Source organism: Nocardia sp. BSTN01 (assembly GCF_015354405.1).
In the GTDB taxonomy this organism is placed as follows: domain Bacteria; phylum Actinomycetota; class Actinomycetes; order Mycobacteriales; family Mycobacteriaceae; genus Nocardia.
Genome location: NZ_JADKYP010000095.1, coordinates 1 through 14,098 on the forward strand (window position 1 = coordinate 1; position 14,098 = coordinate 14,098).

General features: G+C 64.9%; 14 protein-coding genes. All 14 read left to right on the forward strand.

Annotated elements, in window-relative coordinates:
* Nucleotides 1-356 precede the first annotated feature (356 nt).
* On the forward strand, nucleotides 357-911 hold the full coding sequence (rplJ, locus tag IRT45_RS34685) for a 50S ribosomal protein L10 (RefSeq protein WP_063002261.1): 555 nt from the start codon (nucleotides 357-359) through the stop codon (nucleotides 909-911).
* Between the two features lie 72 nt (nucleotides 912-983).
* Complete coding sequence (rplL, locus tag IRT45_RS34690) at nucleotides 984-1,370, forward strand: 50S ribosomal protein L7/L12 (RefSeq protein WP_063002280.1); 387 nt, start codon at nucleotides 984-986, stop codon at nucleotides 1,368-1,370.
* 235 nt (nucleotides 1,371-1,605) lie between these two features.
* Nucleotides 1,606-2,694, forward strand: coding sequence for an ABC transporter ATP-binding protein (locus tag IRT45_RS34695; RefSeq protein ID WP_228535923.1), 1,089 nt, complete (start codon nucleotides 1,606-1,608; stop codon nucleotides 2,692-2,694).
* An 11-nt stretch (nucleotides 2,695-2,705) separates the two neighbouring features.
* Nucleotides 2,706-3,500, forward strand: coding sequence for an ABC transporter permease (locus tag IRT45_RS34700; protein WP_051025193.1), 795 nt, complete (start codon nucleotides 2,706-2,708; stop codon nucleotides 3,498-3,500).
* Nucleotides 3,501-3,541: 41 nt separating this feature from the next.
* Nucleotides 3,542-4,369, forward strand: coding sequence for an ABC transporter permease (locus tag IRT45_RS34705; protein WP_086006975.1), 828 nt, complete (start codon nucleotides 3,542-3,544; stop codon nucleotides 4,367-4,369).
* Nucleotides 4,370-4,409: 40 nt separating this feature from the next.
* Nucleotides 4,410-5,765 carry an MCE family protein gene (locus tag IRT45_RS34710; RefSeq protein ID WP_194809989.1) on the forward strand — a complete coding sequence of 452 codons (1,356 nt, stop codon included), beginning with the start codon at nucleotides 4,410-4,412 and terminating at the stop codon, nucleotides 5,763-5,765.
* A complete protein-coding gene (locus tag IRT45_RS34715; protein WP_194809990.1) occupies nucleotides 5,762-6,841 on the forward strand; it encodes an MCE family protein in 1,080 nt (359 codons plus the stop codon). Before IRT45_RS34710 ends, IRT45_RS34715 begins: the two co-directional genes overlap by 4 nt.
* Complete coding sequence (locus tag IRT45_RS34720; RefSeq protein ID WP_194809991.1) at nucleotides 6,841-7,851, forward strand: MCE family protein; 1,011 nt, start codon at nucleotides 6,841-6,843, stop codon at nucleotides 7,849-7,851. Before IRT45_RS34715 ends, IRT45_RS34720 begins: the two co-directional genes overlap by 1 nt.
* Nucleotides 7,851-9,137 carry an MCE family protein gene (locus tag IRT45_RS34725; RefSeq protein ID WP_194809992.1) on the forward strand — a complete coding sequence of 429 codons (1,287 nt, stop codon included), beginning with the start codon at nucleotides 7,851-7,853 and terminating at the stop codon, nucleotides 9,135-9,137. The genes IRT45_RS34720 and IRT45_RS34725 overlap by 1 nt, the downstream gene beginning before the upstream one ends.
* On the forward strand, nucleotides 9,134-10,372 hold the full coding sequence (locus tag IRT45_RS34730) for an MCE family protein (RefSeq protein ID WP_194809993.1): 1,239 nt from the start codon (nucleotides 9,134-9,136) through the stop codon (nucleotides 10,370-10,372). The genes IRT45_RS34725 and IRT45_RS34730 overlap by 4 nt, the downstream gene beginning before the upstream one ends.
* Nucleotides 10,369-11,610 carry an MCE family protein gene (locus IRT45_RS34735; RefSeq protein WP_194809994.1) on the forward strand — a complete coding sequence of 414 codons (1,242 nt, stop codon included), beginning with the start codon at nucleotides 10,369-10,371 and terminating at the stop codon, nucleotides 11,608-11,610. The genes IRT45_RS34730 and IRT45_RS34735 overlap by 4 nt, the downstream gene beginning before the upstream one ends.
* Nucleotides 11,611-11,660: 50 nt before the next feature.
* Entirely contained in the window at nucleotides 11,661-12,473 is an 813-nt protein-coding gene (locus IRT45_RS34740; protein WP_194809995.1) for a hypothetical protein, read from the forward strand.
* Between the two features lie 13 nt (nucleotides 12,474-12,486).
* A complete protein-coding gene (locus IRT45_RS34745) occupies nucleotides 12,487-13,248 on the forward strand; it encodes a hypothetical protein (RefSeq protein ID WP_194809996.1) in 762 nt (253 codons plus the stop codon).
* A gap of 508 nt (nucleotides 13,249-13,756) precedes the next feature.
* The coding region (locus IRT45_RS34750) for a hypothetical protein (protein ID WP_194809997.1) at nucleotides 13,757-14,098 on the forward strand (342 nt) is incomplete at its 3' end.

Here is a 14,098-nt window from a genome sequence, read left to right on the forward strand (position 1 = left end):
AGGTGAGCAATCTCGTAGATGTAAGCCTCGTTTTGGCTTCTAGCTGCTGGTCCGCTATTCTTTTAAACGGTCGCCGACCAGTTCGGTGATCACCCCCAATCGTTCTACCGAAGACCGTTGGTTGCTGCCGTCAGGCAGTCGAAGGTCCGGCGATATTGCCGGCGGCCCACGCAGGGAGAGCCGAGGTGAGGGACGACATGTGAGCTGTGTGCTCACGTCGAGTTTCTTGTGCGCCCCGGGACCACTCTGCGTCCGGGGCGTTTGCTTTGTCGCCGGGTCGACGTAGCCTCCCCGGGTCCAGCCTCCGCGAGTCGGTAGTTCATCGCAGAACCGACCATCCAGAGAGGAGGCGAAGTATGGCGAAACCAGAGAAGGTCACCGCGGTCGCGGAGATCACCGAGCAGTTCAAGAGCGCTACGGCCACTGTGATCACGGAATACCGTGGTCTGTCGGTCGGCAACCTCACCCAGCTGCGTCGTGCGCTGGGCAGCAATGCCACCTACTCCGTCGCCAAGAACACCCTGGTCAAGCGTGCGGCCGCCGAGGCGGGCGTCGAAGGCCTGGATGACTTGTTCGTCGGTCCGACCGCGATCACCTTCATCACCGGTGAGCCGGTCGACGCCGCCAAGGCCCTCAAGACCTTCGCCAAGGACAACAAGGCGCTGGTCATCAAGGGCGGCTACATGGACGGCGCCGCGCTGTCGGTCTCCGAGGTCGAGCGCATCGCCGACCTGGAGTCGCGTGAGGTGCTGCTGGCCAAGCTGGCCGGCGCCATGAAGGGCAACCTGACCAAGGCGGCCGGCCTGTTCGCCGCGCCGGCCGGCCAGGTGGTTCGCCTGTTCGCCGCGCTCGAGGACAAGCAGCGCGCCGCGGGCGGTGCCGAAGCGGCCCCGGCCGCCGACGCCGAATAAGCCGACCCGGACAAGTCGACAAACCCCCATACTCTTTTCCCGCCGATGCGGGATGAACCGAAAGGAAACACCATGGCCAACGTGGACGAGCTGCTCGAGACCATCGGCAACATGACCCTGCTGGAGCTCTCGGACTTCGTCAAGAAGTTCGAGGAGAAGTTCGAGGTCACCGCCGCCGCTCCGGTCGCGGTTGCCGCTGTTGCCGGTGGCGCGGCCGCCGGTGGCGCCGAGGCCGCCGAGGAGCAGGACGAGTTCGACGTCATCCTCGAGGGTGCCGGCGACAAGAAGATCCAGGTCATCAAGGTCGTGCGTGAGATCGTCTCCGGCCTGGGCCTGAAGGAAGCCAAGGACCTGGTCGAGGGTGCCCCGAAGCCGATCCTGGAGAAGGTCGCCAAGGACGCCGCCGACGCCGCCAAGGCCAAGCTGGAAGAGGCCGGCGCGAAGGTTTCCGTCAAGTAATTGCGGTAATCGAGTCCGGAAAAGGGCGGTCCCGTTGCGGGGCCGCCCTTTTCACATATTCGTGGTGAATGTTGTGAACTGTCGCGACCGGCTCATGACCGTCGACATTTCTACCGCCCAGTCAGGTAGGGTGTCCTGCACCAGCGGCATGCGATACAGTGGCCGCACCCCAGTGTGACGCGTCACACCGCGCTGAAATACGGTGACGCGGCCATGGGCGCTCGTCAGAAGAAATATGGAGGTCGACGTGGGCGTCGAGGTCAGGACCGAAGGTGTTACGAAATCTTTCGGGTCCCAGCGGATTTGGCAGGATGTCACTCTGACCCTGCCCACGGGGGAAGTCAGCGCCTTGCTCGGCCCCTCCGGTACCGGTAAGTCGGTCTTCCTGAAGTCGCTGATCGGTCTGCTGCGCCCAGAGCGCGGCTCGATCTACATCGACGGCACCGACATCACCACCTGCTCCAACAAGGAGCTCTACGAGATCCGTAAGTTGTTCGGCGTTCTGTTCCAGGACGGCGCGCTGTTCGGTTCGATGAACCTGTTCGACAACGTGGCCTTCCCGCTGCGCGAGCACACCAAGAAGAGCGAATCCGAGATCAAGCAGATCGTGATGGAGAAGCTCGAGCTGACCGGTCTGCTCGGCGCCGAGGGCAAACTGCCCGGCGAGATCTCCGGTGGTATGCGCAAGCGTGCCGGCCTGGCCCGCGCGCTGGTGCTGGACCCGCAGATCATCCTGGTCGACGAGCCGGACTCCGGTCTGGACCCGGTGCGTACGACCTATCTGTCGCAGCTGCTGATCGACATCAACGCGCAGATCGACGCGACGATTCTGATCGTTACCCACAACATCAACCTGGCTCGTAGCGTGCCCGACAACATCGGCATGCTGTTCCGCCGCCAGCTGGTCATGTTCGGCCCGCGCGAGGTCCTGCTGACCTCGGAGGAGCCGGTGGTCAAGCAGTTCCTCAACGGCCGCATGGTCGGCCCGATCGGCATGTCGGAGGAGAAGGACGAGGCCCAGATGGCGCGCGAGCAGGCGCTCGCCGACGCCGGCCACTACGACAACGGCACCGAGGACGTCGAGGGCATCATCCCGCAGATGAAGGCCACCCCGGGTATGCCGGTGCGCCAGGCCGTGGAACGCCGTCGTCGCCGCGTGCTCGAGATCATGCACACCCTGCCGCATTCGGCGCAGGTGGCGATCCGCGAGTCGATGGAAGAGAACGGCGATACACAAGTCCTTCCGGCGTATACGGGTAACGCTCCGCAATATCAGGGCGGCGCGTACGACACCACCGTGCGACACGACACAACCAACGGGTAACATACGCAACCGTGAATCAACCCCTGGCACGGCTGCGCACTCCGGTCGAGTCGGGATTTGCGCAGGCCGGCAACATATTTGCGCTGCTCATTTCCGTGGCACGCAACACCCTGCGCCGGCCTTTCCAATGGCGTGAGTTCATCGAGCAGTCGTGGTTCATCGCGAGCGTCTCGATCCTGCCCGCCGCACTGGTGGCAATCCCGTTCGGCGCCGTTGTCGCATTGCAGACCGGTTCACTTATCAAGCAGCTCGGTGCGGAATCGTTCACCGGCGCAACCAGTGTGCTGGCAACTGTGCAGCAGGCCGCTCCCGTCGTCACCGCGCTGATCATCGCCGGTGCCGCGGGTTCGGCCGTCGCTGCCGACCTCGGCTCCCGCACCATCCGCGAAGAGATCGACGCGATGGAGGTGCTCGGCATCGATCCGGTGCAGCGCCTCGTCGTGCCGCGCGTCCTCGGCATGATGCTGGTGGCGCTGCTGCTCAACGGCCTGGTTTCGGTGGTCGGCATCTGCGGTGGATATTTCTTCAATGTGTTGCTGCAGGGCGGAACTCCCGGCGCCTATCTGGCGTCGTTCTCCGCGCTGGCGCAACTCCCGGACCTCTGGATCGGTGAATTCAAGGCTCTGATCTTCGGATTGCTCGCGGGCGTGATCGCCGCTTACAAAGGTTTGAATCCCAAGGGGGGACCGAAAGGTGTTGGTGACGCGGTGAATCAATCCGTGGTGATCACCTTCCTGGTGCTCTTCTTCGTCAATCTGCTGCTGACGTTGGTGTACCTGCAGGTTGTCCCGGCCAAGGGTTCGTGACGATGGTTGTTTCCCAGCGTTCTCCGATCTTTTCGAGGCGGATGCGCCGAGTAGGTGCTGCGCTCAAGTCGCCGGTGAATGTCATCGATCGCGCCGGCGATCAGATGTCGTTCTATTCCAAGGCGATCGCGTGGATTCCGCGCACCGTCGTGCATTACCGCAAGGAGGTCATGCGGCTGCTGGCCGAGGTGACCTTCGGTTCGGGTGCACTCGCGGTCATCGGCGGCACCATCGGCGTCGTGGTGATGATGTCGGCCTCGGTCGGTGTCGTCGTCGGCCTGCAGGGTTTCAAAGCTCTCGACGCCCTGGGCAGTTCGGTGCTCACCGGCTTTCTGACCGGCTACATCAATACTCGCGAATTGGCGCCGCTGGTCGCGGCATTGGCATTGTCGGCGACGGTCGGCTGTGGTTTCACCGCGCAATTGGGTGCGATGCGAATTTCCGAGGAAATCGATGCACTCGAGGTGATGGCCGTACCCGGCGTGCCGTTCCTGGTGACCACGCGCGTCATCGCGGGATTCGTGGCGGTGATTCCGCTCTACATCGTCGGCCTGCTCGGCACGTTCATCGCATCCAGGCAGATCAGCGTGTGGTTCAACGGGCAATCCACGGGATCGTACGACCATTATTTCGGTCTGTTCCTGCCACCCGAGGACGTGCTGTATTCGTTCGTGAAGGTGCTGGTGTTCGCCTTCGTGATCATCCTGATCCATTGCTATTACGGCTTCAACGCCACCGGCGGTCCGGCCGGTGTCGGTGTGGCCGTGGGACGCGCGGTGCGTGCGTCGATCGTTCTGGTGAACATCCTCGACTTCTTCCTCAGCCTGGCGATCTGGGGTACGACGACGACAGTGCGAGTCGCGGGATGAGCGGACAGGGCGCGGCGACAGCGGTCCGAAAGGTGGGAGCATGAGCGCGCGCAGTGTGCAATTCTGGCGCTCTACCGAGAAACTCCGGATCCGCACGTTGGGCATCGTGTTCTTCGTGGTGATGGCGCTGTTTCTCGGGACAACGATCGCGGCCTACAACAAGGTGTGGGTCAAGGTGGTCAAGGTCGATCTGATCACCGATACGGTCGGAAACGCGTTGACCCGTAATGCGGATGTGAAAGTCCGCGGGGTCAATGTCGGCGAGGTGCGGTCCAGTGAATCCGCCAACGGCAAGGTGACCCTGCATCTGGCGATCGATCCGGACAAGGCATCGAAGATTCCGTCCAATGTGACGGCGCGGCTGCTGCCGAAGACTTTGTTCGGCGAGCGTTATGTCGATCTGGTCTGGCCCGAGCAGCCCAGCCCGAAGCATCTGCAGGCGGGAATGACGCTGTATCAGGACGCCAGCGGCAACGCGGTCGAGGTCAGCCAGCTGCTGGATTCGATCATGCCGCTGCTGCAGGCGATTCCGCCGCAGTACCTGGCCTCGACGCTGGGCGCGCTGTCGCAGGCGCTGGGTGGTCAGGGTGAGGAACTGGGCCACACCATCGATCGGCTCGACGACATCTTCCGCGATATCAACGGCGTGATGCCGCAGCTGCAGGACGACATCCGCACCTTCGCGACGGTCGCCGACACCTATTCGGACGCGCTGCCGCAGCTGGTCGATGCCTTCGACAATCTGCGCACGCTGAATGCGACCATCGTGCAGAAGCGTTCGCAGTTGGACACGCTGTATTCGGTCCTGACCCCGACGTCGTCGAAGACCGCCGATTTCCTGACGGCCAACCACGACAACATCATCGATGTCGCGGCCGATTCGCGTGAGGCGCTGGAAGTGCTGGCGACCTATTCGCCCTCGTTCCCGTGCACGATGAAGAATTTCGCGCAGCTGAAGCCGCGCATCGACAACCTCTTCGGCAAGGGCACCGATACTCCGGGTTCGCGGGTGACGATCGAGATCACCAATCCGCGCGGCCGCTATCTGCCCAACCAGGACGAGCCGCGCTGGCTGGACACGAACCGGCCGCCGGCGTGCTTCCCCGAATATCCGCTCGGGGTGGATCCCGGTCAGTATCCGACCGGCTCGGCCAACGACGGTTCCTATCAGCCGCCGACCCGGAATCCGGGTGACCAGAACATCGGTCAGCTGCCGGCGGCACAGTTCTCGGTCTACGGCGCAGCGGGCGCCACGACCATGGGTTCGCCCGCCGAACAGCACACCCTGGGTGCGATCTACGGTGCGGCGAACGGGGTTTCGCCCGATCAGGTGCCCAGCTGGGTGAGCCGGATCGGCGCCCCCGCGATGCGTGGAAGTGAGGTGAGTGTGCGATGAAGGCCACGTTGCGTGGTCTGGGCGGGCCCCTGACCAAACTGGGCATCTTCGTGCTCGTGACAGTGCTCGCGACCGCGTTCCTGGCGCTCACCATCGCCAACTACTCCGGCGGCGGCACCGAGTTCAAGGCGCGGTTCAGCGATGTGACCTCGCTGAACAAGGGCGACGAGGTGCGCATCGCCGGTGTGCGGGTCGGCAAGGTCACCAAGGTAGCGGTCGTCGACCGCAACATGGCCGAGGTGCACTTCCAGCTCACCGACCGGGACTGGCTGCCCGCCAGCACCACCGCGACCATCCGCTACCGCAACCTCGTGGGGCAGCGCTACATCGCGCTGGAGCAGGGCGCCGGACAGCAGGGCCGCAAGATCACGAAGGGCGCCACGATTCCGCTGGAGCGGACCAAGCCCGCGCTGAATCTCACCACCCTGTTCAACGGTTTCCGGCCGCTGTTCCAGACGCTGTCGGCCGAGGACGTCAACAAGCTGTCCTACGAGATCATCCAGGTTTTCCAGGGTGAGTCGGGCACGATCACCGATCTGGTGCGCAATACCGCGAGCCTGACGAACAAGATCGCCGACAAGGATGCGGTGATCGGTGAGATCGTCAAGAACCTCAACCAGGTGCTGGACGCGGTGAACGCTCGCGACGGACAGCTCAACGATCTGATCGTCAACACCGAGGCGCTGGTGAGCGGGCTCAACGCCGAACGCGGCACGATCGGCTCGGCGGTGCAGTCGCTGGGCAATCTCGCCTCGGCGACCGCGGATCTGCTGGTTCCCACCCGGCCGACCCTGCAGGGGTCGATCGCCGGCCTGAACCAGCTGACCGGCACCCTGAACGATCGCTCCGGCGAGGTGAATCAGGCCTTGACGAATCTGCCGATCAAGATGGAGAAACTGGGTCGCGCGGCCAGCTACGGCTCGTGGTTCCAGTTCTATCTCTGCGGTATCGATATCGTCGCCGGTCCGGGCGTGCAGGATGCGCCGCAATTGAATCTGCCGGCCCAGATGCCGACGGTGAATCAGCCGGTCTATACCAACCCGGCGCCGCGCTGTCACGGGAAGGGTGGCCGCTGATGGAAGACCGGGTTCTTTTCGGCAACCGCAGCCCGGCGTTCATGGGCGGGCTCGGCTTGTTCATGGTGCTGCTGATCGCGCTGTCGGCGTTCTTCTTGGGCAAATTGCCGATCATCGGCGCGAGCACCAGTTACACCGCGGAATTCTCCGAGGCCGCTGGCCTGAAGAAGGGTAACGAGGTGCGCATCGCGGGCGTGAAGGTCGGCGATGTGTCCGACGTGCGCCTCGACGGCGACCGCGTGCTGGTCGACTTCCGGACCAAGGACGCGTGGATCGGCGATTCGACCACCGCGTCCATCCAGATCAAGACCCTGCTCGGGCAGAAGTATCTGGCGCTGGATCCCAAGGGTTCCCACCCGGCCGATCCGGACAAGCGAATTCCGTTGTCGCGCACAGTTTCTCCGTACGACGTGGTCGAGGCGTTCAGCGATGCCGCCGCCGACATCGAGCAGACCGACACCGCGCAGCTGGCCACCAGCTTCCGGGTGCTCTCGGACGCGTTCTCCGGCACCCCGCCGGAGATCCGCGGCTCCATCGACGGCGTCGCCCGGTTGTCGGAGACGCTGGCCAAGCGCGACGAAGAGCTCAAGCACTTGTTCAACGCGACCAACAAGACCACCAAGGTGCTCGCCGACCGCAACGAGCAGTTCGAGCGGTTGCTGGCCAACGGCGGTGAGCTCCTGGCCGAGTTGAATGTCCGCCAGCAGGCCATCTCGCAGCTGCTCAACGGCGCGAAAACCGTTGCCGCCGAGTTGAGTGCGCTGGTGCACGACAACGAGCAGCAGATCGGTCCGGCGCTGACCAATCTGAAGAAGTCCATCGACATGCTCAACGACAATCAGCAGAACATCTCCAAGACGCTGAAACTGGCGGCGCCGTTCTACGGCCTGTACGCCAACGTGCTGGGCAACGGGCGCTGGTTCGACGCGGTGATCGTCAACCTGATCCCGCCGGCGCTGCCGGAGATTCCGGGTAACCGCCCGCCGATCCGCACCCTGGGAGGCAACTGATGCAGGCTGCTCTCGGTAAGGGATCGCGCCGGGATCCGCTGACGGTGATCCGTGAATCCGGCCGCGGCACCAAGATCGCCCTGGCCCTCGGCACGGTTGCCGTGGTGGTCGTCGCCGGTGTGCTGTGGTGGCTGTTCAGCAGCTACAACACCACCAAGATCACCGCCTACTTCGACAAGTCGATCGGTATCTACGAGGGCTCCGAGGTGCGCATCCTCGGCGTCCCGGTGGGCAAGGTCGATTCGGTCACGCCGCAGGGTGATCAGGTGAAGGTCACCATGCACGTCGACCGGAAATACAACATTCCGGCCGACGCCAAGGCCGCTCAGATCACGCCGTCGGTGGTGTCGGACCGCTACATCCAGCTCACGCCCGTCTACAAGGGCGGGCCGAAGATGCCGCGCAACGCCACCATTCCGCGCGACCGCACGGCGACCCCGGTCGAGGTCGACCGGCTGTACAAGAGCATCCAGGAACTGTCGGATGCGCTGGGGCCCAACGGCGCCAACAAGGACGGCGCGGTGAACGAGCTGGTCCGCACCGGCGCCGCGAATCTGTCCGGGAACGGGGACGCGCTGGCCAACAGCCTGACCCAGCTCTCGCACGCGGCCCGGTATCTGTCGGACGCGCGCGGCGACATCTTCGACACGATCAAGAATCTGCAGATCTTCGTGCACACGCTGGCGGTCAACGACCAGCAGGTGCGCGAATTCAACACGCAGCTGGCGGATCTGGCCGGTTTCCTCTCCGGTGAGCGGGAGAACCTCGGGCAGGCACTGAATCTGCTGTCGATCGCGCTCGGCGACGTCGCCCGGTTCATCGACGACAACCGGGATCTGGTCGCCGAGAACGCCGACGCGCTGACCAAGCTGACCCAGACTCTGGCCGATCAGCGCCAGGATGTGGCGAACGCGCTGCCGGTGCTGCCCGTGGCGCTGAGCAACCTGATCAACATCCACAACGGTGAGTCCGGCACGCTCGACATGCGCGCCAACTTCACCGATCTGCAGAACCCGTTCGGTACCGTCTGCAAGCTGCTCGACCTCGGCCAATTGCGGCCGGGCGACCCGAAATTCGATGCGATCAGCCGGCAGATGCGCCCGATCCTGGATCAGTGCAAGGTGATCACCGATCAGATCAAGAGCGGTGTGCAGACGCCGTCGCTGGTGTTGCCGTTCGGCATCCTCAGCGGTGAGAACATCCAGAACACTCCGGCTCCCGGCAGCGTTCCGGGCACCCCGTCGGATCGGCAGCCGCCGTCGCAGCAGGAAGGTGGCCAGCGATGACGCCCTTCGCATTCCGCAGGACGGCTCGCGGACTGGGTGCCGTCGCGGTGGTCGGTGTGACCGCGATACTGGTGGGCTCGTGCTCGTCGAACGGTATCTACAGCGTGCCGCTGCCCGGCGGCGCCGATGTGGGTGACCATCCGATGCATATCGACGTGCGTTTCGACGACGTCCTGGATCTGGTGCCGCAGTCGGCGGTCAAGGTCGAGGGTGTGCCGGTCGGCCGGGTGGAGTCCATCGACGTCGCTCCCGACGGCTGGACCGCGAGTGTGCACACGGTGGTCAACTCCTCGGTGAAGCTGCCCGCCAACGCGCATGCCGAAGTGCGGCAGTCGAATCTGCTCGGTGAGAAATTCGTCGAGCTATCGGCGCCGAAGGACGAGGCCTCGCCCGACCGGTTGAAGGACGGCGCGGTCATCCCCGTCGACCGGACCCGGCACGCGGTCGAGATCGAACAGGTCCTCGGCGCGTTGTCGCTGCTGCTCAACGGCGGTGGCGTGGCGCAGTTGCAGCCCATCGTGGTGGAACTGAACAAGGCGCTGGCCGGCCGGGAGAACCGGGTGCGGTCGCTGCTGGATCAGGCCGACACCCTCATCGACGGTCTCAACCAGCAGGTCGCCGATATCCAGCACGCGCTCGACAGCCTGGGCACGTTATCCAGCCGGGTGGGGCAGCAGTCCGATCAGATCGGCAAGATCCTCGACGAACTGCCCGCCGGTATCAAGATTCTCGACGAGCAGCGGCCGCAGCTGATCGGCTTGCTGAAGCAACTCGACCGGGTCGGCCAGGCCGGTGTCGACGTGCTGGACAAGTCCAAGGACAACCTGATCCGCGATCTGCAGGCGCTGCGGCCGACGCTGCAGGAGCTGGGCCGTTCGGCGCCGGATCTGGTGACCGCGTTCCCGCTCGTGCTGACCTATCCGTTCCCGGACGAGGCGATCAAATCGACCTTCGGTGGTTCGGTGAACACCTGGCTGTCGGTGGATACGCAGATCGGCGTCCTGATGTCGAATCTCGGTGTGGGCAAACCGGATCCGGTGTACATCCCGCCGAAGTACGGGCCGCCGGTGCCGGTGGATCCGACCAATCCGTATTACAACGGCAACGGCCCGCGGCCGGGCTGGCCCACGGTGTCGCTGGTGCCGCTGCCGCCGACCGTGGTGGCTCCGGCCCCCGCCAAGCCGGGTGACCCGATCGGGTCGATTCTCGATCAGTTGGGAGTGAAGCCGCGATGAGTAGATTGGTGCGCTACCAGCTGATCGCCTTCGCGGTGATCGCTGTGCTCGGCGTGGTCTTCGTCGGCGCGAAGTACATCCACCTCGACCATATGCTCGGCTTCGGCCAGTACCAGGTGAAGGTGAAGGCGAAGACGACGGCCAACCTGTCCAAGGGCGCCGAGGTCACCTATCGCGGTGTGCCGGTCGGGCGGGTGGACTCGCTCGACATCACCCCCGACGGCGTGATGATCTATCTGGAGCTGGATTCCGGGAAGCCGAAGGTCCCCGCCAGCGCCAAGGCCATGATCGCCAACCGCTCGGCCATCGGTGAGCAGTACCTGGATCTGGTTCCGGACACGTCGAAGGGTCCCTACCTGCGCGACGGTTCGGTCATCGACGGCGCCGAGACCCCGATCCCGGTCGAGGATCTGCTCGCCAGCGTCAACCATTTCTCGAGTACGACGGATCTGACGGCGTTGAGCACGACCGTCACCGAACTCGGTAAGGCCTTCGACGGGCAGGGCGACAACCTGCGCATTCTCGTCGATTCGCTGAACAAGTTCTCCCAGACCGGCGTCGAGGCGTTGCCGCAGACCGTGCAGCTGATCCAGGACGCGCAGACCGTGCTGGGCACCCAGGCCGATCAGTCTCCGGCGATCCGGACCTTCAGCGACGGCCTGGATCGGCTCGCCGTGCAGTTGCGGGCCAACGATCCCGATATCCGCCGGTTGATCGGCACCGGCGCCGACGCCGGCGAGCAGATCGGCAAGCTGCTCGATCAGAGCGCGCAGCCGCTGACCACGGATCTGTCGAATCTGCGGCTGCTGCTGCAGGCGGTGTCGCCGCAGACCTACACGCTGAAGCCGCTGCTGCAGATGCTGCCGCTGCTGTCGGTCGGTGGCTCGGCGACCGCGCCCGGTGACGGCACGACCCACTTCGGGCTGGTGCTGGAAACCAACAATCCGCCGGCCTGTACCGTCGGGTACGAGGGAACTCAGCGCATTCTCGACCAGATGAAGGCGCAGAATCCCAATTTCGACGACACCCGCGACGATTTCCCGTTCAACACGGACGCGAAATGCGACGTGCCGTTCGGAAGTCCGACCGACGTCCGCGGCGGCGCGCGTGCGCAGTACGCCGATCCGAATGTCCCGCAGCCGTGGGATTCCAAGCCCAAGACCGATCCGGACAAGCTCAACCTGAGCCCCGTCGCCATCCAGCTGGCCACTCTCATCGGAGTGACCCCGAAGCGGTGAGGCGGGTACGGGAGGCAAGTCCGGAAAACCGACGACGCTAGGGTGTCGCTGTGAGTTCTGATCTGCCCAACCCCTCCTCGCAACCTGCGGTGGAGCCGCTGGACGACGCCGAAAAGGCGGTAGCTGACGCGTCGCCGGAGGAGACCGCCCGACTGGGTGCACCGGTCGGCGATGCGACCGACGAGTCGGTGCGCCCGTCCGCCGGCGAGCAGCCGTCCGCCGCCCGGCCGGGTTCGTCGACACTGCGCACGGTGGTGACCTCGGTCGCGGCGGTGTGGCTGGTGGCGGCCCTGGTGCTGGCGGCGTGGTTCGGCGCAGGCTGGGTGCGCGCGATGTGGTTCACCGACGGTCCGCGCGCCGATGCGCGCGATACCGCGCTGGACGCCGCCCGGCAGGCGGCGATCAACCTCACCTCGATGAATCCCGGCGATGTCGAGGGGTCGATCACCACCATGCGGTCCTCGATGACCGGCGACATGCTGACCCAGCTCAACGAGAACCACGACCGCATCAAGGATGCCGCCGAGAAGTCGAAGACCAAGATCGACAGCAAGGTGCTGGGAGCGGCGCTGAGTTCGCTGGACAGTGAGCGCGACAAGGCCTCGGCGATCGTGGTGCTGAAACTCACGCAGACCGCGCCCAACGTTCCGGTGCAGTCCTTCCGAGCGACCTGGACGCTGGATATGAAGAAGGACGGTGACACCTGGAAGGCTGAGCAGGCCAATTCGCTCGGCCAACTGGTGTCGCTGGACACCCCCGGTCCCGCCGGGGCGGCCCCACCGCCGGCGAACGGAAACGCCGCGCCCGCGCCGAGCGCGCCCGCGAATCCGTCCGAGGCGCCCGCCCCCCAGCCGGGATCGTAGGAGAGGTATACCGATGGCATCCCGCCCGCCGATCAACAAGGTTTCCCCGCGGCTCAAGCCCGGCGACCGCTCGTCCGAATCCGCCGAGCGCACGATCCGCCGCCGCGGCGGCGCCGATCGCACCGCGTCCGGCGCGAAGTCCGCCAAGCTCGCCGGTAAGTCGGCGAACGCCAAATCGCGCACCCGGACGGTGCGCGCGGGTGCGGCGACCACGCGTCCGGCGCCGCCGGTGGCCTCGCGTCCGTCCCGGAAACTGCCGCGTCCCGGTCGCCTGCCGCGTCCCGCGCCGGCCGCCTGGGGTCTGGCCGCCGGTCTGATCGTGGCGAGTGTGCTGTTGACCGCGTTCGCGGTGGTCGCGGCATTCAAACCCGGGGTGGACAACGGCAACAAGGCCTTCGTCGACACCAAGGCCACCCAGGAGGTGACCGCGGCGGCCGACAACGCGCTCAAGACGGTCTACTCCTACGACGTGAAGACCGTCGGCGGCTACAAGGATGCCGTGCACAAGGTCGTCACCGGCAAGATGCGCGGCGATTTCGACAAGTTCGCCGACACCACGGTGTCCGCGATCCAGCAGGCGCAGTCGACCGCGCAGGCCACTCCCGACCCGATCGGTGTGACTTTGCTCACTGATGACCGGGCGGAACTGCTGGTGAATCTGACCGTGAGCGCGACCAAGAACGGCGCTCCGCAGGAGAGCGCGTCGGGTCCGATCGTGTTGCACATGCAGAAGGTGGACGGTCACTGGCTGGCGAGCGAGATCGCCGACCGTTGAGTGGCCCAGACGGGTTCGGAAGTATGTTCGAGCCCGTCACCTGCGGAATCTTCCCAGCTCAGCGGCGGATATTCGCCCGCGTGACGGTGTGATTCGCCAGCGCCACAGGGGATCTCGCAGTTATCGAGGTGGTCTCGCCACTTGACGACTTACGTCCGAACCGTCACGCTATTCACAACAGCGGCAGCTGTGACAGGGTCGAGTACCCAGGTCGAGGCGCCGCCGGAGACTCGAACGCAGCCAGCGGAGGCGGGTCCGGCGCGCCGAACATCCGGAACTCGGTTCGGATGGTACTTTGACACCCCTTCTTCGTGGGTGTAGGTTTGGACTTTGCGCTGGCTGCCTCCTGTCCATTCCTTGATCGCATCACGAAAGTTCCACCGTTGAGGTGTTACTTCCGTTGTTTGCTGTTCGGGTTTTGTCCGGGTTGTAACCAGCAGAACTCGTAGCAGACAAGCGACGGTCGCTTGGTGTCTCGTACGTACAGGCACCGGGCGACGCGCGTGAGGTGCTGGAAGGACGCATCTTGGCAGTCTCCACCCAGACCAAGGCCACCACGGCGGGCCGTGACATGTTCACTGTTCCCGGAGCCCCGAAGCGGGTGTCTTTCGCGAAGATTCGGGAACCACTGGAGGTTCCGGACCTTCTCGATCTACAAACCGAATCGTTCGCGTGGCTGGTCGGCGCCCCCGATTGGCGTGAGCGGGCCATCGCCCGGGGCGACGCCAGCCCGGTCGGTGGGCTGGAGGAGGTGCTCGAGGAGCTCTCGCCGATCGAGGACTTCTCCGGTTCGATGTCCCTGTCCTTCTCCGATCCGCGCTTCGAAGAGGTCAAGGCCTCGATCGAGGAG

What these genes read in the sequence shown, in the direction of transcription:
- IRT45_RS34735 (WP_194809994.1), top strand. Translation starts at nt 10,369, where the DNA reads ATGAGTAGATTGGTGCGCTACCAGCTGATCGCCTTCGCGGTGATCGCT.
- rplJ (WP_063002261.1), top strand. Translation starts at nt 357, where the DNA reads ATGGCGAAACCAGAGAAGGTCACCGCGGTCGCGGAGATCACCGAGCAG.
- IRT45_RS34695 (WP_228535923.1), top strand. Translation starts at nt 1,606, where the DNA reads ATGGAGGTCGACGTGGGCGTCGAGGTCAGGACCGAAGGTGTTACGAAA.
- IRT45_RS34705 (WP_086006975.1), top strand. Translation starts at nt 3,542, where the DNA reads ATGCGCCGAGTAGGTGCTGCGCTCAAGTCGCCGGTGAATGTCATCGAT.
- IRT45_RS34745 (WP_194809996.1), top strand. Translation starts at nt 12,487, where the DNA reads ATGGCATCCCGCCCGCCGATCAACAAGGTTTCCCCGCGGCTCAAGCCC.
- IRT45_RS34710 (WP_194809989.1), top strand. Translation starts at nt 4,410, where the DNA reads ATGAGCGCGCGCAGTGTGCAATTCTGGCGCTCTACCGAGAAACTCCGG.
- IRT45_RS34720 (WP_194809991.1), top strand. Translation starts at nt 6,841, where the DNA reads ATGGAAGACCGGGTTCTTTTCGGCAACCGCAGCCCGGCGTTCATGGGC.
- IRT45_RS34715 (WP_194809990.1), top strand. Translation starts at nt 5,762, where the DNA reads ATGAAGGCCACGTTGCGTGGTCTGGGCGGGCCCCTGACCAAACTGGGC.
- rplL (WP_063002280.1), top strand. Translation starts at nt 984, where the DNA reads ATGGCCAACGTGGACGAGCTGCTCGAGACCATCGGCAACATGACCCTG.
- IRT45_RS34730 (WP_194809993.1), top strand. Translation starts at nt 9,134, where the DNA reads ATGACGCCCTTCGCATTCCGCAGGACGGCTCGCGGACTGGGTGCCGTC.
- IRT45_RS34725 (WP_194809992.1), top strand. Translation starts at nt 7,851, where the DNA reads ATGCAGGCTGCTCTCGGTAAGGGATCGCGCCGGGATCCGCTGACGGTG.